The organism is Accumulibacter sp. (assembly GCF_032229525.1).
Taxonomy (GTDB): Bacteria; Pseudomonadota; Gammaproteobacteria; order Burkholderiales; family Rhodocyclaceae; genus Accumulibacter.
This window is the reverse complement of the sequence record NZ_JAVTWB010000028.1, coordinates 1-18,450: the sequence shown is the minus strand read 5'-3', so window position 1 is coordinate 18,450 and position 18,450 is coordinate 1. Positions and strand designations below refer to the sequence as shown.

The window sequence follows — 18,450 nt, the reverse complement described above, 5'->3', positions numbered from 1 at the left end:
GTTGCCTGTGCTGGTCAGGATGCGGCCGTCCGCGGGGTAGATCGCCACCGCCAGATTAGGCATCGGCAGCGTGGGGTCGGAATGGAATTCGAGCCTTATTTCCAACTCGCTATGGCCACTGCGGGCGCTTAGATTTACCCCTTCGACACCATCGCAGCTGACTTTGATGGCACTGAATGCGGCGTGCCCGCGCACGCCGATGCCCAATGCCGCGCTGGTGGTGGTTGCTGCGCTGGCATGGATCTGGCTGTTCAACCAGGAATCATATTCGGCGATGACGGTGGAGGATGCGCCGCCGGCCTGGACTTCGCCCTGGTGTAGCCACAGAGCCTTGTCGCAGAGCGCTTCCACCTGAAACAGGGAGTGCGAGCAGAACAGGATGGTCACGCCGCGCTCGCGCAACTGCATGATGCGATCGAAGGATTTGCGGGCGAATTGCCCATCGCCGACGGCGATGGCTTCATCGATCACCAGGATGTCTGGTTCAATGCTGGCAGCGATCGCAAAGGCGAGTCGCACGTACATACCGCTGGAATAGGTGCGTACCGGTTGGTCGATGAAGTCGCCGATATCGGCAAAGGCGACAATGCTGTCGATGCGGTCGTAAATTTCGGCCCGGCCCAGGCCCAGGACCGAAGCATTGAGAAAGATGTTCTCGCGGCCGGTGAAATCCATGCTGAAGCCGGCACCGAGTTCAAGCAGCGGCGCGATGCGGCCGCTGATGTCGACCGTTCCGGTGCTCGGCGTCAGCGTTCCACAGATCAGTTGCAGAAGCGTGGACTTGCCGGCGCCGTTCGGGCCGATAATGCCCACCGATTCGCCTCGGGCGATGTCCAGATCAACGTGACGCAAGGCATGAAAAAGTTGCACCTGCGGGGGGTTGGGCCGAATCAATTGCCACAGGCGCGCGCGCGGGCTGCTGTGCAGCGGATAAGACTTACCAAGATCATGGGCGCTGATGGCTGGCGCAGGCACTTCCTCAGACGACATCTGCGAACCCCTTGCGTAGCCGCCGGAAAACCATTGCCCCACCGGTGGCAAGAAGCATACAGGCGGTCATTTCGATCAGCCATGGGCGGATGGCAGGCCACTCACCGGCGAAGATTGCCGCCCGGCTCTGTTCAATGATCAAGGCTAACGGATTGAGGTAGGCGATCGTCTGAACCTTTGCCGGCAGGGCACTGATCGGGTAGAAGATCGGGCTGAGAAACTGCAGCATGGTGACCACAATGCCGAGCACCTGGCCGAGGTCACGCAGATAGACGCCCATCGCCGACAGCAGCCAGCCCAGGCCAAGTAGAAGGGGTAGCAGCGGCAGCCAGATCAGCGGCAGCGCGATCCAGGCCGGGTTGGGAAAAATCCCCATGAGCATGCACACGAACAACAGCAGTAACAGCCCGAGCGCCGCTGGAAAAAGCGCCGAAATGAGGCTGGCCCAACTCAGGATCTCGGTTGGGAAGCGCACCTTCTTGACCAGGTGCGGCTGTTCGAAAATCAGGTTTGGCGCGCGCATGACGCATTCTGCAAACAAGCCGAAGACCACCATGCCGGCGAACAGACGCAGTCCGAAGTCGACGCTGCCGGTACTGCCCACCCAATGCATTCTGAATACGTGCCGAAAGATGAAGGTATAGACCGCCAGTTGCAGCAAGGGGTTGAGAAGGCTCCAGCCTATACCAAGCACCGACCCGCGGTAACGGGCTTCCACCTGTCTTTGAACGAACTGGCGCAGCAACCACGTCTGTCGCCACGGAAAGAGGTAGGACAGGATCGAGTCGGGAGAGGGCATCCGGGCATTGTACCAAAATGCCTCTTGAATCATTGAGAACTATCCCGCTGGGACAGGGCATTCCCCTGAATCTGATGCAAGACGGAGCCGTCGACCCTGGCAGCTAGCTGAGGTGCCGCCAATCAGGTGCCGGACCCCAATGCACAGGGGGCGCCCCGCTCAAGCTTGAGAGACTGCGGCCACGGCGTCGTTGTGCGATCGTCTGGGCCTCGAATACAACAGGGCAGGTGAGCGAAATTTTCTGCAATGGGCCGCCACTAACAGCCTACGCCGGGAGCACTTTCCCGGCCAGATCTCGGATTTGCACCTCTGTCATTGCTCCCTTGCTCGCCACCACCCACAGATCCAGCCCTCTTGCCCGACGCCTACCGGCGACGGTCGTGAAGCCGGCGGCCAGCAGGGCTGCTGTCAGGGTCCTCAGCGTAAAGCCACACTTGTGGGCCATGTAGTGATGCCCTGTCGCCAAAGCGGCGCCGTGGCCGTAGAGCATATCCAAAGGCGTGATCGGGCCGGCAGGGGATTGGTAGGCGGGGTCGGTCAGCTTGTCTTCGGCAATTAGGGAACTGACCGCTTGCAGGTCCGGGCACGTCACGACCAAAAAGGCATCTGCCCTCAACGTCCGCAGGAACTCGCGCAATACCACTGGCACTTCGTGGGCGTAAACGTGCTCAATGTTGTGGGCAGAATAGATCGCATCCATGCTCTCGCTTTCTACCGCCGTCATGTCCATCATCGACCCCAGGATATCCGGTTCGTTGGCCGGGTCGATGTCGAAGCGGATCTCTTGCCATTCCGGCGTCTGGAAGGCAGGCGGCAGCCTGGCCCCATTGCCTTTATGGCCGGGGCCGACGTGCAGAATCGTCTTGCGAGTCATGGGGCGGTTTTTCTCCCGGGTGTAAATTGCCTGGTGCAGGTCGATCAGGCACTGCTCCAGGCGGTGGGTAAACCCCGACACATCCATCAGGGGTGAAGCCCGCATTCTCTTGCGCATGCCGTTTCTCGTGGCCGCAAGGCGTTCGCGGTCGCCGGCCAGTTCCACCGCAATGCGTACATAATCGTCGCCATCGACGGCGGCCAGCTCCGGCAAGCCAATGGCCGAAAGGAAAGCAAAGCCCTGACGACTGACCACGCGGCTTTGCGGAAAAGTCACAACTGGCACCCCCATCCATAGCGCTTCACAGCTGCTCAGTCCACCGGTGAACGGGAAAGGATCAAGCGCAATGTCGATCTCCGCGTATTCTTTCAGCAGATCAGCGTGAAAAGACGGGCCGCGCAGTTCAATGCGTTCAAGGTCAATCCGGTATTCCGTAAACGCTTTGAACACCATTTTCCGCAAGCTTTCATCGTTGAAGGTGCGCCACTTGAGGATCAGGCGGGAATCCGGCACCTTGGTCAGTATCCGCGCCCAGAGCTCGAATACCTCGGCGTTGAGCTTGGCGGTATTGTTGAAACAACCGAAGGTGATATGGCCCTTGCTGAGAACTGGCAAGGGCGCCACATCAGCCGGTGCCCACGGTACCGGCTGATAGCAGAAACGCCCTTGAGGCAAACGCATGATCGGTTCGACGAACTGTGCTTCCATCCCGGCCGGCGCATGCCATTCGTCCAACAGAACGGCATCGAGATATTCAAGGCCGGTAGTGGCGAAGTAACCGAGCCAGGAAACCATCACCGGTGCCGGCCGGTGCGCAAAGACCGACAGACGCGAGCCGGCGGTGTGGCCGGAAAGATCCACCAGCACATCAATCGCATCCTGACGGATCATCCGGGCGAGTTCGCTATCCCCCGTCCTGCTGACATCACGGAAAGTTACCTGCTTGCGGATCTCCTCGGTTACCCAGTCGCTGACGCTGCCTGCGCTGTAGGCGAACAGCTCGACGCGCTCGGGATCATGGGCCTGCAGGCTATCCTTCAGGAAAAGACCGACGGTATGCTGACAAAGATCAGCAGAAACGTAAGCAATGCGTAATCGACGTTTCGCCAGAGGACGCAGCGCCGGACGCAAATGCCGGCCGCCTGCTTGCGCTATGGCCCAGTTTCCCCAATCCAGAGCGTGTTGCAGGCGCTGCTTATCGCCAACGTCCGGGTCATATTCCAGACTCACCAGCGTATTGCGCCGGATCACGGGATGGTCGGGCAGGCGCCCCAGCAGGGAGGCATATCGTTCGCGCGACCCCGGGTGATTGCCGCTTTCCCGGGCCAGATTGGCGAGATTCACCAGCGGCCGAAAATCGTCGGGAAGCAATTGACTGGCACGCTCGAAGCAATCCCGCGCATGCCCAAGAAAACCGCTATTCAGGAGTAGTGCGCCGACATCGAGCAGGGCATCGACGTTGTCACCGTGGGCTCCGATGATCTCTTGGCAGTCGGCCAGCAAGTCCTGAAATTGGCCTGATCGGGCGTGGGACTGCACGGCCGAAAGGGCGTCATGGAATGGCACGGTCGCCGCCGCCGATGGATGCGCCGAATCCCACGCCCCTGGGGGAGAGGTGCGCGTGGCGATTGCTTCTATCCCTACTGGGAACGAAAGGTGCCTGGCCTGCTCAGAGCTTTTGCTAGCTCAGCTTCAAGCTGTCCCCGCGGGCCATGGCCACGTCAAATGCCGACGGCAGCAGCGACTTGAGGGCGGGGGCATACGCATTCCTGGCCGTTTGTGCGATGGCCAGAAGCACCTGCAGGCGCTGAATCTCCTGATCGGTGGCCTGTAGCATGACCAATTGTTGCCTGGCCTCTTCCGACAGTTCGTCGACTTCGAATTCTTGTCCGTCGATGGTGACGATGGGCATTTCAAGTTCCTTTCAAAGAGAACTCCCGCAGCGTCGTGGGAGTTGGATTCGTGGGTTTGCTGGAAGCATTGAAGAAACGGGCACGGACGGCTACGGCGAAGACGAAGTGAGAAAATTCAAAACCGGAGCGGCAAGCGCCGCCAGGGATTCGCGTACTCTCTTGACACCAGCCGGATAATGGTCAATCCAATGGCTGGCCCCATTCTTTAGCGTGCCTTGTGGCCCCTCTGAAGTTGGAAGACCCCGCCTCCTTTGTGGAGAGACGGGGTCTTTGGATTTAACGCGCCCTCGGTGGTCTGAGGGCATCTCCGGGGAGATTAAGCGAAGATGAAATCGGTGGCACTGACGGTGCCACTAACGCCTGTGATATTGATCAGCATATCGGCAGTGTTGGAAACACCAGCAGTCGCGTCATTAACATACAAGTATGTGCCGGCTGCAGCACCTGCAGATACCGTAATCACGGCAGCGCTGGCATTGGTTGCCGTGGAAGCAGCGATTGCAGTGATGCCTGCGTACACAGCCGTCAGATCAGCAGCAGTTGCAATCGTTTGAGCGTTTGCAACTGTGGCGCCGGTGAAAGCAGTGCCAGTGGTGATGAAGTCGAACTTATCGACACCGGCCACAAAGTCGGTGATCTTGGCAACGGCAGTGGTTCCTGCGGATGTTGCAAAGAACGCGGCACCGGTAGCAGCTGTGAAGACAAACTTGTCTGCGCCTGCACCACCGGTCAGGGTATCGGCCTGATTAGCAGTACCAGCTACAGCGCCCTGCAGGGTATCAGCACCAGATCCACCGATCAGCACATCCGCTTTGGTCGAACCAATGACGGACAATTTTCCAGTGAATGCGGAAGCATCAACCTTGTTACCGGTAGTCGTTGCTGCCAGAGCATTGGTAATCGTCAGATCGGCAGCACCCTTTACGGTCAGGGTCGTGTTATCGCTGTTGTTCAGCGTAGTGATGGTCTGTGCCGATGTGCCGTTAGAGGTAAGGCCTATCACGGTCAGACCGGTTGTGGTGAGAGCGGTAGAAGTAAAGCCAGCGGTAGTCGTGGTACCCAGGGTAATGTCGGTTGCGACATTGCCAACAGCAGCACCCAGATTCACTGCGGTGGTAGCGGCAGTAATAGCAACGGAGCTACCGGCGCCAAGGTTGTTGATGGTTTCGGTCGAAGCAGCAACGCCAATCGCGAACGACTTCATGGCAGTCAGCAAGGAAGCATCAACCGTGGTGCCTGTAACGCCAAGGCCGAGAACTTCAAAGTTCTTGACAGTGTTCAACTTGGTGTAGACAGGTGTCGTATCCTTGATGACCAAGGTGTCTGTACCAGCACCGCCATCAAGCTGAGTGCCGGCCGTAAGGATAGCCAGGTCACCTGCGGCCAAGGTCAGCTTGTCGTTACCGGTACTACCGGTAAAGGCAAACGCAGCCGCTTTTGCACCAGCCGAGCCATCAATCGTCACGCCACCCGTGTTGGTAGATGCATTGATCTTGGTGATTGCGGACGAGGTTGCTGCATCCTGGGTCAAGGTCAAACCCTTGTCGCCAGCAACATTCAAGGTCGTGATAGCAGCGCCAGTGTTGGTAAATGAGGCGATTTTGCTAGCAGTGCCAGTGGCGGTGATGTTCAGCGTTGCAACCTTGGCCGCAGAGACATCGATGACTTGAGTGTCGGTACCGGAGTAGGTCCACTTATTCAAGGTCAAGTCGAGCACAGTAGCGGTAGCCGTTGCCGTTGCAGCAATGGTGGTCGTCATCGCAGTCGCGGTGGACGCCGTCAGAGCACTGTTTTGCAGAGTGATCTTTTGGTTACCATCAAGCGTGTAGGTCGCGTTGGTGAGGGCGACGGGTGCGTCGATGATCAGGCCGGTAGTGCCGGTTGCCGCCGAATACGCAGTAATCGCGCCACCGTTGATATACATGGTTTCGATGCTGGTGAAAGTTGGTTGACCGGTAGTGGTATCGGCAGCAGCCAGAAAGACCTTCACCGTGTCGGTGCCGCTGCCGCCGTTGATCTGGTCAGCAACGGAGAGTTGCTTGGCGGCGCCAGTGTTGTCAGCGATGAAGGTGTCGTCACCGGAGGTGCCCGTCAAGACGTCCACACCGGAAGTGAGCGTGTAGGTCTGGCCAACGCTTGCTGCCGGAGGCGGCGGCAGGGTGGACAGGGTTGCCGTCTTGGTGTTGGACGCATCCTGGCTGTAGGCAACGGAGGCCGTGACCTTGCTTTCCCAAGCGACAGCGAACGTGCCGAAGGTCGGATCGGTGGTCAGCTGAGCGAACAGGCTGAGGATCTGCACGATGGCTGCGCCACGCCCGTCGTTGGGGACGGTGTTCAGGACGCCCGTGATGAAAGCTTCGGCTTGCGTTTTGGCGCTGCCGGTCAGGCCGAGGTTCTTGACCATGATGGCCGACACCGAGGCGGTGCTCGACTGGCTGAAGTCACGGACGAAGACCGCGTTCATGAACTTATCGAGGCCGTTGGCGGTGGCAACGATCACTGTATTGGTGGTCTTGGGGTCGAGAACCAGATCGTACAGCGCACCGGCAAAGCGGGCGACGACGACGTTGTCGGTTGAAATATTAGCCATATGATGAATTTCCTTTCAAGGGTGGATGAAACTCTCTGCAGAAAGCCGAGTCCCGGGTTCCGGGCACTCGACAAAAGATTCTCCCGATGAGCATCCTTTGTCGAGCACCCCGTCTGCTGCCGCAAAATTATCGGCCAAAACAGATTGGTGGTACACGTCCGATCGGCACTTCTTGGTAATTGTTCAGTTGCCGGACGCCAGCATCGTAGCTCTCGCTGATGATGGTTTCTTGTGATTCCAGTCACAAGATTCGAGTTTCCCGTCGCTTGCCCTTGCTCCTCCCGGAGCGAAAGATGACGGTATCGCTGTTGCCGAGGTCAATAGTCTCACTTGCCTCGAAACCGGACACCGAAGTATAGCGCCTCATTTTGCATTCTGAATAGTTCAATGTTGCTTTTTTGCAACGTTTTCTCCAGATAGCCGACGAGTGACCATTGATCTGCCAGGAAATGCTCGTATGACACGCGCGCGGCCAGGCGATCGACGCTGCGCGCCTGGCCGCCAAGCAGGGGGCTGTAGCCCAGCTGGTCGGTGTCACGGCCGCGCTGAGCCCATAGCGAGAGGGTGTTCGCCCCCAGCTTGCGGCTAAGTCCGAGGGTGATGTCCGAGCGCCTCTGGTCGCCGCCCAGGCGATCCGTGTCGCGCGCCCGTTCGTCGCCGTCCTGCAGCAGGACATTGACTTCCCAGAGGTCGCTGCGACAGTAAAGCCAGGCTCTGGGACCGGCGTAGCGGCCGGCCTGAAAGGTGGCGCGAGGAAAGTCCCGGTTTTCGAAACCGTAGCCGAGATTGGTGGTGCAGCCGGTCGGCGCGAATTGCAGTGGGAGTTGGTAGATCAAGCCGAGGCCGGTGCTGGTATAAGAGGGCTCGCCACCAATCGAGAGCCGGGTCTGACCGGTCCGGACGCCGATCTGGCCGTCCAGGAGAGGGTGGAAATAGGCGGCGTTGGCACTGACGATGGACTGGTTGGTGTCTGACGCGGCAGGGCTGTTACGGGTGCTTATTTCGCCGCTGAAAAGGACCAGCCCGCTGCCCACGGCGCGGGCGGCGGAGCCGAGCAGCGTCGTCCGCACCGCGCCGCCGGCAACACGGTCGCTGTCGGCGAGGTGCACCGGGACGCTGCCGCCCGGCAGCGTCAGGGTGAGAAACTGAATACCGGGTGCGCTGTTCAGATTCGACTCTGCGCCGGCGAGAACTTCCATCGACCAGTCCACCAGCCAGTTGTTTCCCTCCCAGACGCCGAGTTGATCGGCCAGCCACTCTTGCAGCGGGAGCGGGATGTCGGGGCGCCGGGCGACCTCTCCAACCAGACTGATGGCCGAATCCCGTTCACCCATTTCGCCCAGTGCCTGAGCGTAGTCCAGTTGGGTTCCGGCAAGGTCGGGGTTGAGAAGGAGGGCTTTTTCCAGGGCCAGGGCCGCTTGCTGAGGCCGTTTCAAGCTCAGTAGCAGCAGCCCCTGGTAGGCAAAGTAGTCGGCCCGGTCCTGGCAACTTTCGCCGAGAGCGGACAGGCGATCCGCCTCGGCCCGGACTTGGGCCGGATCGGTCGGCGGCTGGACGGGAAACGACGTGGGGCAACGGGCGGCGGCGGTGGACAGCTCCGCTGCCACTGGCGCGGTGACCCAGCCCAGCAGGGCGATTCCGCACAGGGCGCCGCAGCAAGGGAACAAGCGGGACAAGGATGGCGGGCCAGTGGCGTGGATGCGGGGTCTCACAACAAATGACGTCAGGCAGAAACGTTGCCCGTGCAACGCATAAACGGTGTTTGCCCGGGAAAGCCGGGTGTTACCGGATCAGCCCGAGGCCCGCTGGTCGGCTTCTCCTTCGCAGACGAGGCGCAAATGGCCAGAGGGATATCTTACACGGATCGCATACACTGTGCGCGGCGTCGTCAGTCCGGCCAGCAGGAAATCGCCGAGGCGATGGATGCGGGCAGGCTCGGCAACGGCAGCCACCGTCGCACCGATGAGGATCGGTTGGGCCAGTTCTCCGGTAAGTGCTTGCAGTCGCGTCGCAACCGTCACGGCTTCGCCCAACACGGCATGGGTGCGCCTGACCGCCGGCCCGAACGAGCCGATCAGGACAGTGCCGGTTTCAATGCCGATACCGAGGTCGAGCGGCGGAACATGGCGTGAGGCAATTCGCGGCAGCTGTGGCACGCAGGCCTGCCATAGCGACTGCGCGGCATCGATCGCGCGGGCGCCGTGGTTGGGGCAGGGTGCCGAGCCGTTCCAGACCGCCAGCACACTATCTCCCACCATCTGCTCGACCACCCCGCCGTGCTCTTCGACGATGCGGCTGGCAGTGGTGAAGAACAGGTGCAGCACCATGGCGGTTTCCTCCGGCGGACGACCGCTGCAGTAGGCGGAGAAATTGCGCAGGTCAGCGTGCAGCACCGTCGCGTCGCGTCGGGTGGCGCACACCTGGGTGCTTGGCTCCTGGGTCGCCACTTGGCGCGCCACCGGTTCGGGCAGGTAGCTGGAGAGGTGGCGGTAGAGCCGCTCGCGTTCAAACCGGACGCGAGCGAATTCACCGGCGGTGAGCAGGGTGGCGGCGAGCACGGTGAAGGTGCTCGGAGTGATCCAGCCCAGCCACAGGTGCTGCTTGAGGAGCAACAGGGTGCTCAAGCCGAAAAGGGCCGCGACGTTTGTCGCGGCAATCGCGGGAAGGGCAATCGCCAGGCCGCGCGGCGCCAGGCGCAAGGCCGCCAGTAATAGCAGTGCGCTCAAGCCGCCTGTCAGCCACACCCACAGGCTGGCACCCAGCGGCATATACGGCGTGCGCTCGTCAAGCATGGCGGAGAGCACTTGGGCATGCACTTCTACACCGCTGACGGCGCCGGCCTGCGGCGTGGCAATCACGTCTCGGGCGCCAAAGGCTGTCGCGCCGACCAGCACCCAGGCGCCGTGAAGGAGGTCGGCAGGCGCTCGTCCCTGCAGTATGTCTACGGCGGAGACGGCCAGCAGGCCGTCGCGCGGCATCTGGTAGGAAATCCGCAGATGGCCGGCGTCGTCCAGAGGCAGGCGCAGGCCGCCAAGCTCAAGCCACCAGGGCGGATCAAGGAGCCCTGCGCCAGGGCGCAGCTGCGGTGCGGCATCCGTCGCCGCGATGACGCCGGCAATAGCCAGGGTGGCGTAGGTCTTGTCGTCGTAGCAGATCAGTGCCGGCAACTGGCGGATGGCGCCGTCCGCTGCCACCAGTGGCGTGATGTGGCCGGCGAAAGGTGAAGCGAGAAGCCCGGGGTCGCTGGCCATATAGCCGTAAGCTGGCGCGCTTGGCCGGGGGCAGCTTGCGAAAGGCAGTGCGCCGGCCAACTTGCCGCTGTGCAGCGCCGGCTCGGGCGACAAGGAGAACAGCTGCGCCATGACCGTCGGCACGGGGCTCGCCAGCGCCCGTGACAGGCGAGCATCGTCCTGACTGGGGCCTTCGAAGACGATGTCGAGCATTTTCAGGGCGACGCCGGTCTGGTCCAGTTTTTCCAGCAACTCCGCCTGCCGAGCACGCGGCCACGGCCAGGAGCCGATCGCCTGGATACTTCTTTCATCGATATCAACGACGACGACGCGGCGCTCAAGCGCATGCTGGTCGGCCATTCGCCAGGACAGGCTGGCCGAAAGCTCGTCCCAGTGCGATAGTTGCGGCCCGGCCAAGCCAGACGCCAGGAGTGTCAGTGCCGAGGCGGCGAGCAGGGCGGCGAGTCGCACCAGGGCCGGTCTCTGCAACAGGCCGGCGGTAAGTGCTGGCATGTTGATCGGCAGGTGACGGAGCTTTCGCCTGAAGTGGCCGGTCATGGACACGCAGCGATCCGTTAGCGCTGCCAGAGAGTGGCGCCCACCAGGGCGCCATTTCCCACCGGTTTGCTGAAGAAATAACCGGCTTCGCTGGTATCCAGGGACACGGCGCCGGCCACCCGCGCCGCAGCTCCGTTGCTGAGAAAGATCCCGGTCGTGCGGTCGATCGTTCCGCTAGCCGCCACCGCATGGGTGCCGACACTCTGGGCCGTCACGCTAAGCTGCGTCGAGAAGGTGTTGCGACCAAAGTCGATGCTCAGGGAGCCGCCGTCTATGCTTGCCGCCGACAGTAGGTTGGATGGCTCGCGGTAAGAGGCGGCGCCGCCTTGCAGGCGGAAGCGCGCCACGCTGCTGGCACTCGAGAGGAAGTTGGAGACGTTCTCCTTGCGGAACAGGAAGTAGTAGCCATCGCCAACGGTCACTGGGCCAGTGCGCAGCGCTTCCATGAAGGGAACGGTCAGGTTATCGCCCGGCGCGGTGGCCTGGGTGACCCAACGCCCCCAGGTCAGACTCTTCGTCCGCGGGGTTAGCGCGTCCAACAGCGCTGGCCCCGGGCTCCTGCTATCCGCCACTGCGGTTGCGGTATCGGCCTGACTGACACGCTCCTGCAACAACGCCGGGGCAATGTGCTCAGCCCCCTTCAACGTATTGACCGGCTGGAGTACCGGTTCGACGGCCGCTTGCCGATACACTAGCGCCATGCCATTCATGCTTTCCGCCAATTCCCGGGCACGCGAGGTGGTGCAGGGGCCGAAGCCGTCGGCACGGCAGACGTTATCCAGCGGGGCGAGAACGATTGCGCCCTGATTGACCAGGACCACAGCACGCTTGGCACTAGCCTGAGTGACAAAATCCGTTCCCTTGACACCAATGGCGACCAGCGGCGTGTTGAGACGAAACTTGTCATGGGCCGCTTGTGCCGCTTTCCCGGAGATGCCGCGTACGGTTCCGGTTTCAAGGTGAAACTTGATCAACGACGCCGAGGGATCGGCCGCGTCGTAGCGGTACTCGACCACGCGCAGCATTGAATCTGGCCGAACGCTGACCAGTGCGCCGTCGATGAAGCGGATGTGAACGTGGCCGCTGGCGCTGGTGTGGATGGTGTCGCCAGGGATGATGCCGTAGCCCTTGGTGACCGGCTCGCGCTTGCCTTCGCGTTCAATCTGGCTGGCGCCGATGCTAAGTGTGACCTCTCCGACGGCGACGGACGCACGCACCTGCTGCGCCAGCGCCACCAGCGCCAGCATCATCAACACCAAGCGCAGCAAGCGCGTTCGGCCTGGCAGCCCACACATCGTCGTTGTCCTCTTACAGTCAATGGCCAGCAGTGTAGGTCATTGAGCGCTTGCTGCGATGTGCGTGCAATCACAAGAACAGAAGCCCGGCTAGCCAGGTGGGAGGAGGTCTGTGAACAGCGCCCTTCGCAACTGCTGGACCGCAAACGATTATTTCAGCGGGTCCACGACGTAGGTATTCAGGCGATTGCCCTGGGACAAGAAGTATTCTTCATATAGGAGTTTGTGCTAGGATCTCCTATATGAATTCTCCGCTGCACCTTGTCCTGAATACCACGCCCGAGCAGTCGGCGCGCTTGGCGGCGTTGCAGGTGGCTTTTGCGGAAGTCTGCAACGCCTTGGCGCCCGTGGTTCAAGAGACCAGATGCTGGAATAGGGTGGCCTTGCACCACCTCAGCTACCACGACCTTCGGCAGCGTTTTCCGCAGGTGGGGTCCCAGATGGTATGCAATGCCATCTACTCTGTTTCTCGCACCTGTCGGCTTATTTTGCAGCACCCCAACAGCCCGTTCAACATTGGTAAGCATCCGGATCGCCCCTTGCCGCTGCTGCAGTTTCTGCCGAGCGCCCCGGTCTATTTTGACCGGCATACGCTCAGTCTCAAGGATGGCCTGCTCTCCATGTATACCCTTGACGGACGCATGCGTTTCCAGTTGGCGCTAAAGGGGGAGGACGAGTTGCGTTTTCACCAGGAGAAGTTGCGGGAGATCGTCCTGTCACGCCACTTTGCGCGGTACCAGCTTTCCTTCTGGCTGGCGGTGGTGGATGCGGATGCGGATGAAGAAAAGCCGACAGCCTCGGAAGGCGAGATGCCTGAATACATCGTGGTGCACGCAGCCGAGTCGGAAGAAGCTTCGGTGATCCGACAAGCGGCGGCTACCCTGCCGTGACCATGATTTTCACTCAACCATCGAAACAGCGGGCCAGGCGGTATTTCTGGGCGTTCTGCGAGAACCGTAATGAATCCAGCTGAAACCCGCTCCGAACTTCGTGACGCGATACTCGAACTGAAGCCTTTCTTCAAAAAGGCTGCCTTGTTCAGCGTCGTCTGCACCTTGCTTATCCTGGCACCAACCGGCTACATGCTGGAGGTGTACGACCGGGTCATCCAAAGCCGCAGTGCCTATACCCTGCTCATGCTGACTCTGTTGGTACTGTGGTTCTACGTCGTCATGGAGTGGCTGGAATGGGCACGCGGAGGGGTGTTGTATCAGGCCGGCTTGTCACTGGACCGGAAACTCCGGGAGCGGATTTTCAACGTGATTTTCGAAGCCAACCTGTCTCGCTTTCCCGGGGGCAGCAGTCAACCGCTGAGCGACTTGCGCACCCTCCGCGAATTCCTGGCGACGCCAGCCCTGACGGCGCTGATGGATGCGCCGGTTTCCCTGCTGTTCCTGATCCTGATCTACTTCCTGAATCCGCTTCTGGGCTGGATCGCGGTCGCCGCCGCGCTTCTTCAAATCCTGTTGACCTACCTCACCGAAAGAAACACTCAGCCTCCCCTGGTCGCCGCCCAACGCGACGCCATCATGGCCCAGAACTACGCCAACAGCACGCTACGCAACGCGCAGGTGATCGAGGCGATGGGGATGTTGCGAAGCATTCATCAGCGCTGGATGGTAAAGCAGCGCAGCTTCCTGCGTCTGCAGGCAGAGGCCTCTGACTACGCGGGCGGCAACGCCGCGCTCTCGAAAATGTTGCAGACGACCCTGGCGTCAGCGCTGCTCGGTACCGGTGCCTGGCTGGCAATGAAAGGAGAGCTGGCTGGAGGTAGTGGCATGATGATCGTTGCCTGGATCTTGGGGCCGCGGGTTCTGGCGCCATTGGTGCAGGTCGTCACGCTGTGGAAGAGTGTCGTCGGTGCGCGTGATGCTTTCAAGAGGCTCGACGGCCTTTTGCGGGCCCTGCCGGTTCGACCGGTAGGCATGCCCCTGCCAGCGCCCAAAGGAAATCTTTCCGTCGAAAATTTGATCGCCTCGGCGCCAGGAAGCCAGGTAGCGATCATTCGGGGGGTTTCCTTCAGCGTGCCCGCCGGACAATTTCTGGCTATTGTTGGCCCTTCGGCGTCCGGAAAATCAACGCTGGCGCGCCTGATGGTCGGTATCTGGCCTGCCGCAAATGGCACCGTCAGGCTCGATGGCGCCGACGTACACCCCTGGAACAAGGCGGAGTTGGGACCTCACGTGGGTTATCTGCCCCAGGGCATCGAACTTTTCGGTGGTTCCCTCGCCGAGAATATCGCCCGTTTCGGGGAAGTGGACATGGCGAAAGTGGAAGAGGCGACCCGTGCAGTTGGCTTGCACGACGCGATCCTGGCGCTGCCGGACGCTTACGAAACGCTCATCGGCGACGATGGCAGTTTTCTCTCCGGTGGGCAACGCCAGCGCGTGGGACTGGCCCGCGCTCTGTATGGCAACCCCGAACTGATCGTCTTGGATGAACCGAACTCCAGCCTGGACGAGGCCGGGGAAGCAGCTCTGGTGGATACCCTGCGGGCGCTCAAGGCACAAGGCAAGACGACGATTATCGTCATTACCCATCGCACCAGTGTCCTCGCTGCCGCCGACCTGATGCTGGTGTTGCGTGATGGGCTGGTGCAACTGGCTGGGCCTCGTGATCAGGTGCTGACGGAGTTGAACAAGGCGGCAGCCCAGGCCGCCGCCTCGCCAACGGCCGCATCCGGGAAAAGCCTGGCTGCCGCTCCCGTCGGCTGATCTTTACGGCTTACCATGAAAAAAACATCTTTCTTTCAGCGCAGCGATCTGACTGCTTCTCTGTGGTCTTTCCGGCGAGAGTTCCTGGTTGTCGGGATGTTCAGTGTCGTGATCAATCTGCTCATGCTGACGCCTACGATCTACATGCTGCAGGTCTACGACCGCTACCTGGTCAGCCAGAATGGGTCGACCCTGGTCGTCGTTTCGCTTATCGCTCTGTTTCTCTTCGCGGTGATGGCTTTCGCTGAATGGTCGCGTGCTCGACTGCTGGTTCGCCTGGGGGTGCGCATTGACGAGCGACTGAACAGTCGTGTGTTCAATGCCTGCTTCGAGTCCCATCTCAATCAGAGCCGGGACAACCCGGTCCGGGCTTTTGGCGATCTCACCAACATTCGCCAGTTTATTACTGGCAGTGGCATTTTTGCGTTCTTCGACGCGCCCTGGTCACCTATCTACCTGCTGGTACTGTTCCTGTTGCACCCATCGCTGGGCTTACTTTCCCTGGTATTTGCCGGCATTCTGATTGGGGTAGCGATCTTCGGCCATTTTTTCACCCAAACGTCAACGCAGAAAGCCGCGGAAGCCGGCGTCGAGGTGGCAATGTATCTGCACAGCAAGTTGCGCAATGCTGAAGTCATTGAATCCCTCGGCATGTTGGGAAACCTGCGCCGCCGTTGGCTGAGCCGCCACCAGAGACAGCTGGCGCTGCATTCCGTGGTCGAGGAAAAGCAGCGGCGGGTTCAGGCGCTGACCAAGTTCGTGCGCTACAGCCAGCAATCCTTGATGCTCGGGGCCGGCGCGTTGCTGGTGATAGAAGGGGAACTGTCCGTCGGCGGCATGATTGCCGCCAATGTGCTGATGGGTCGCTGCCTGCAACCGATCGACTCAATTGTCGGCAGCTGGGCGGCTTGGCAATCGGCGCGCAAGGCTTTTGAATCTCTCGAGTCTCTCTTGCGTGATCATCCCGACCGTCCGACTGGCCTGGTACACGAAGCGCTGCAGGGGGCGGTCCGCATCGAGGGCCTCGTGGCGACGGCGTCAAATCGCAGCCAACCCATCCTCGCGGGACTTTCCGCCGACTTTCCGGCAGGCGAAGTGATTGCCATCGTCGGTCCGTCCGGTTCGGGAAAATCCACCCTGGCGCGTTGCCTGGTGGGTATTTGGCCGGAAGTTCAGGGCAGGGTCCTCCTTGACGAAATACCCATCGACAGTCTCGATCGCGGAGAACTGGGCTCATCCATCGGTTACCTGCCGCAGGACGTTGAGCTGTTCGAAGGCAGCGTCGCGGAAAACATCGCCCGCTTCGGTGACCTTGAGCCCCACAAGGTCATCGAAGCCGCACAGCGGACCGGCATCCATGACATGATCCTCCGCTTCCCCGGCGGCTACGATACGGCCATGGGTGAGGCCGGGAGTCTTCTGTCCGGTGGGCAGCGTCAGCGCATCGGTTTGGCTCGAGCCATCTATGACAATCCCCGGCTCATTGTCCTGGACGAGCCAAATGCCAACCTGGACGATGCCGGCGAGACCGCCCTGGCCCGAGCTGTCCTGGACTTGAAGGCTCAAGGCATCACCGTCTTCCTCATTTCCCACCGCACCAACCTTCTCGGCGTCGCAGACCGGATACTGATCTTGAACAACGGCGAGATCCAGATCTATGGCACGCGCCAGCAGGTGCTGGCCGCCGTGCAACGGCCAGCGGCAACCCCGTCTGCTGGCAACAGTGGCGCTTTGAGCACTCAACCCGCTTGATTTCTGATTCAGGACCGTCGTTATGGCTATTCGCAATTTGTTGAAACGTGTTCAGGAGCCACAGGCCGGGCCCATGACCCTGGAAGGAGAGGCTGAGCTGCCGATGGACACCGGTCAGCCGGTGCGTGTCGGCCTATGGGTGCTGGGATTGGGCTTCGGAGGCTTTCTGCTGTGGGCGGCTGTGGCGCCACTCGATCAGGGGGTGCCGACCAGCGGGCAGGTGGTGGTGACCGGTAATCGCAAGACGGTACAAAACCTCGCGGTCGGGATGGTCGAAGCCATCCTGGTCAAGGACGGCGACGAGGTCAAGGAGGGCGACGTTCTGGTTCGGCTCGATCCGACGCGCGCGCGCGCGGACTATGAGGTAGGGCGTAGTCAGTGGTTCGGAGCGAAAGCCGTCAAGGCGCGCCTCCTGGCAGATGTTCAGGGACATTCGGAGATCACCTTTCCCGATGATCTGTTGCAGGAAAAGGACGACCCGCGGGCGAGCAGTGCGATGAGCGTGCAGACGCAGTTGCTGCGTTCTCGCCGCGCCGGCTTGCAGGCTGAACTCGGGGCGATGGAGAATTCACTGGCCGGCCTCCAGGCCTTCGCCAAGGGCCTGAACGCTACCCATCGCGCCAAGGTGGAGCAATCCAAACTCCTTCTCAAGGAGCTGGAAGGCCTGCGGGAACTGGCCGCAGACGGCTACTTGCCGCGCAATCGCCTGTCCGAGCAGGAGCGCTTGCTGGTGCAGCTGAATGGCGCCATATCCGAGGATTTGGGTAACCTCGGCCGCACACAGCAGAGCATTGCCGAAATCAGAATGCGCATGGTGGCCCGGGAGCAGGACTACCGCAAGGAAGTTGAGAACGGGTTGGCTGAGGTTCAGAAGGAGGTTAGCGCTCTCGACAGCCGTATGAAGGGCCTGGCCTTCGAACTGGAAAATACCGAAGTGCGTGCGCCGACAGAAGGGATCATCGTTGGCCTGACGGTACATACCGTCGGCGGCATTGTGGCTGCCGGTACACCGCTGATGGAGGTGGTGCCGAAAAACGAGCCCTTGCGGGTTGAGGTGCAGATCCCCACCACGATGATTGACAAGGTAAAGCTGGGCTTGCCGGCGCAGATCACTTTTCCGGCTTTCAATCAGAAAGTTACGCCACAGATTCCCGGCCGATTCGTGCAGGTTGCCGCCGACGCGACCTCCGATCCACAGGGCAGGGTGCCCCCGTATTATCGTGGGCAGGTAGTAGTGACCGCGGAAGGTATGAAAATGCTGGCGACGCACGAGATCAAGGCGGGAATGCCCGCTCAGGTCGTCATAAAGACCGGCGAACGAACGATGCTGAACTATATCGTCAAGCCCTTGCTGGATCGCGCCAAACCCGCACTGACTGAGGAGTGATCATGGGCAAACGGACTGCCGCGTCGATTGGCTGCGCGCTGTTGCTGCTCTCTTCGGAAGCATTGGCTGTGGGCTTGCTGGATGCCTATCTGGCGGCTCGGCAGAACGATGCAACGTTCAGGGCGGCACGCTACGAGAGGGATGCCGGCCAGTACGCCATTGACATTGGCCTCTCTGGTTTGTTACCGAACGTATCAATCAACGCAGCCTATTCGAAGAACAAGGGTGACCGCCAATCAACGATCGCCAATGCGTCGCAGGACCTTGACTATGACGACCAGCAGGCCGCCATCACCTTGCGGCAACCTTTGTTCAACTATGAGAGTCTTGTGCGCTACCAACAGGGAG

At 60.9% G+C, this 18,450-nt stretch carries 13 protein-coding genes; 5 read left to right on the top strand and 8 right to left on the bottom strand.

From position 1 onward, the window contains the following. The 8 genes from RUW20_RS02175 to RUW20_RS02140 form a co-directional block, all read right to left on the bottom strand. Window positions 1-990: ABC transporter ATP-binding protein (locus tag RUW20_RS02175; protein ID WP_313950554.1), on the bottom strand; the 990-nt coding region annotated here is incomplete at its 3' end. Then, complete coding sequence (locus RUW20_RS02170) at window positions 980-1,822, bottom strand: ABC transporter permease (RefSeq protein ID WP_313950552.1); 843 nt, start codon at window positions 1,820-1,822, stop codon at window positions 980-982. The genes RUW20_RS02170 and RUW20_RS02175, both read right to left, overlap by 11 nt. Before the next feature lie 232 nt (window positions 1,823-2,054). Beyond that, the gene (locus RUW20_RS02165; RefSeq protein WP_313950550.1) at window positions 2,055-4,166 is read right to left on the bottom strand and encodes a methyltransferase type 11; all 2,112 of its coding nucleotides are present in this window, start codon (window positions 4,164-4,166) and stop codon (window positions 2,055-2,057) included. 178 nt (window positions 4,167-4,344) lie between these two features. Continuing rightward, window positions 4,345-4,575: a DUF6447 family protein gene (locus RUW20_RS02160; RefSeq protein WP_313950549.1), complete on the bottom strand. Its 231-nt coding sequence runs from the start codon at window positions 4,573-4,575 to the stop codon at window positions 4,345-4,347. Window positions 4,576-4,892: 317 nt separating this feature from the next. After that, window positions 4,893-7,166, bottom strand: a complete 2,274-nt coding sequence (locus RUW20_RS02155) for a bluetail domain-containing putative surface protein (protein ID WP_313950548.1) — start codon at window positions 7,164-7,166, stop codon at window positions 4,893-4,895. Between the two features lie 326 nt (window positions 7,167-7,492). Next, complete coding sequence (locus RUW20_RS02150; protein WP_313950547.1) at window positions 7,493-8,773, bottom strand: hypothetical protein; 1,281 nt, start codon at window positions 8,771-8,773, stop codon at window positions 7,493-7,495. Between the two features lie 183 nt (window positions 8,774-8,956). Then, the gene (locus RUW20_RS02145) at window positions 8,957-10,954 is read right to left on the bottom strand and encodes an adenylate/guanylate cyclase domain-containing protein (RefSeq protein ID WP_313950556.1); all 1,998 of its coding nucleotides are present in this window, start codon (window positions 10,952-10,954) and stop codon (window positions 8,957-8,959) included. Window positions 10,955-10,971: 17 nt separating this feature from the next. Next, window positions 10,972-12,249 carry a FecR family protein gene (locus RUW20_RS02140; protein WP_313950546.1) on the bottom strand — a complete coding sequence of 426 codons (1,278 nt, stop codon included), beginning with the start codon at window positions 12,247-12,249 and terminating at the stop codon, window positions 10,972-10,974. A 242-nt stretch (window positions 12,250-12,491) separates the two neighbouring features. Here RUW20_RS02140 and RUW20_RS02135 point away from each other — a divergent pair, with 242 nt between their 5' ends. The 5 genes from RUW20_RS02135 to RUW20_RS02115 all read left to right on the top strand — a co-directional run. After that, entirely contained in the window at window positions 12,492-13,139 is a 648-nt protein-coding gene (locus tag RUW20_RS02135; protein WP_313950545.1) for a hypothetical protein, read from the top strand. Window positions 13,140-13,208: 69 nt separating this feature from the next. Continuing rightward, window positions 13,209-14,963, top strand: coding sequence for a type I secretion system permease/ATPase (locus RUW20_RS02130; protein WP_313950544.1), 1,755 nt, complete (start codon window positions 13,209-13,211; stop codon window positions 14,961-14,963). Window positions 14,964-14,978: 15 nt separating this feature from the next. Further along, a complete protein-coding gene (locus tag RUW20_RS02125; protein WP_313950543.1) occupies window positions 14,979-16,715 on the top strand; it encodes a type I secretion system permease/ATPase in 1,737 nt (578 codons plus the stop codon). A 73-nt stretch (window positions 16,716-16,788) separates the two neighbouring features. Further along, complete coding sequence (locus RUW20_RS02120; protein WP_313950542.1) at window positions 16,789-18,102, top strand: HlyD family type I secretion periplasmic adaptor subunit; 1,314 nt, start codon at window positions 16,789-16,791, stop codon at window positions 18,100-18,102. A 2-nt stretch (window positions 18,103-18,104) separates the two neighbouring features. After that, the coding region (locus tag RUW20_RS02115; protein ID WP_313950555.1) for a TolC family protein at window positions 18,105-18,450 on the top strand (346 nt) is incomplete at its 3' end.

Excerpts from the sequence above, each read along its gene's own strand:
- RUW20_RS02125 (WP_313950543.1), top strand. The coding sequence starts at position 14,979 with ATGAAAAAAACATCTTTCTTTCAGCGCAGCGATCTGACTGCTTCTCTG.
- RUW20_RS02120 (WP_313950542.1), top strand. The coding sequence starts at position 16,789 with ATGACCCTGGAAGGAGAGGCTGAGCTGCCGATGGACACCGGTCAGCCG.
- RUW20_RS02135 (WP_313950545.1), top strand. The coding sequence starts at position 12,492 with ATGAATTCTCCGCTGCACCTTGTCCTGAATACCACGCCCGAGCAGTCG.
- RUW20_RS02140 (WP_313950546.1), bottom strand. The coding sequence starts at position 12,249 with ATGTGTGGGCTGCCAGGCCGAACGCGCTTGCTGCGCTTGGTGTTGATG.
- RUW20_RS02155 (WP_313950548.1), bottom strand. The coding sequence starts at position 7,166 with ATGGCTAATATTTCAACCGACAACGTCGTCGTCGCCCGCTTTGCCGGT.
- RUW20_RS02130 (WP_313950544.1), top strand. The coding sequence starts at position 13,209 with ATGAATCCAGCTGAAACCCGCTCCGAACTTCGTGACGCGATACTCGAA.
- RUW20_RS02145 (WP_313950556.1), bottom strand. The coding sequence starts at position 10,954 with ATGACCGGCCACTTCAGGCGAAAGCTCCGTCACCTGCCGATCAACATG.
- RUW20_RS02170 (WP_313950552.1), bottom strand. The coding sequence starts at position 1,822 with ATGATTCAAGAGGCATTTTGGTACAATGCCCGGATGCCCTCTCCCGAC.
- RUW20_RS02160 (WP_313950549.1), bottom strand. The coding sequence starts at position 4,575 with ATGCCCATCGTCACCATCGACGGACAAGAATTCGAAGTCGACGAACTG.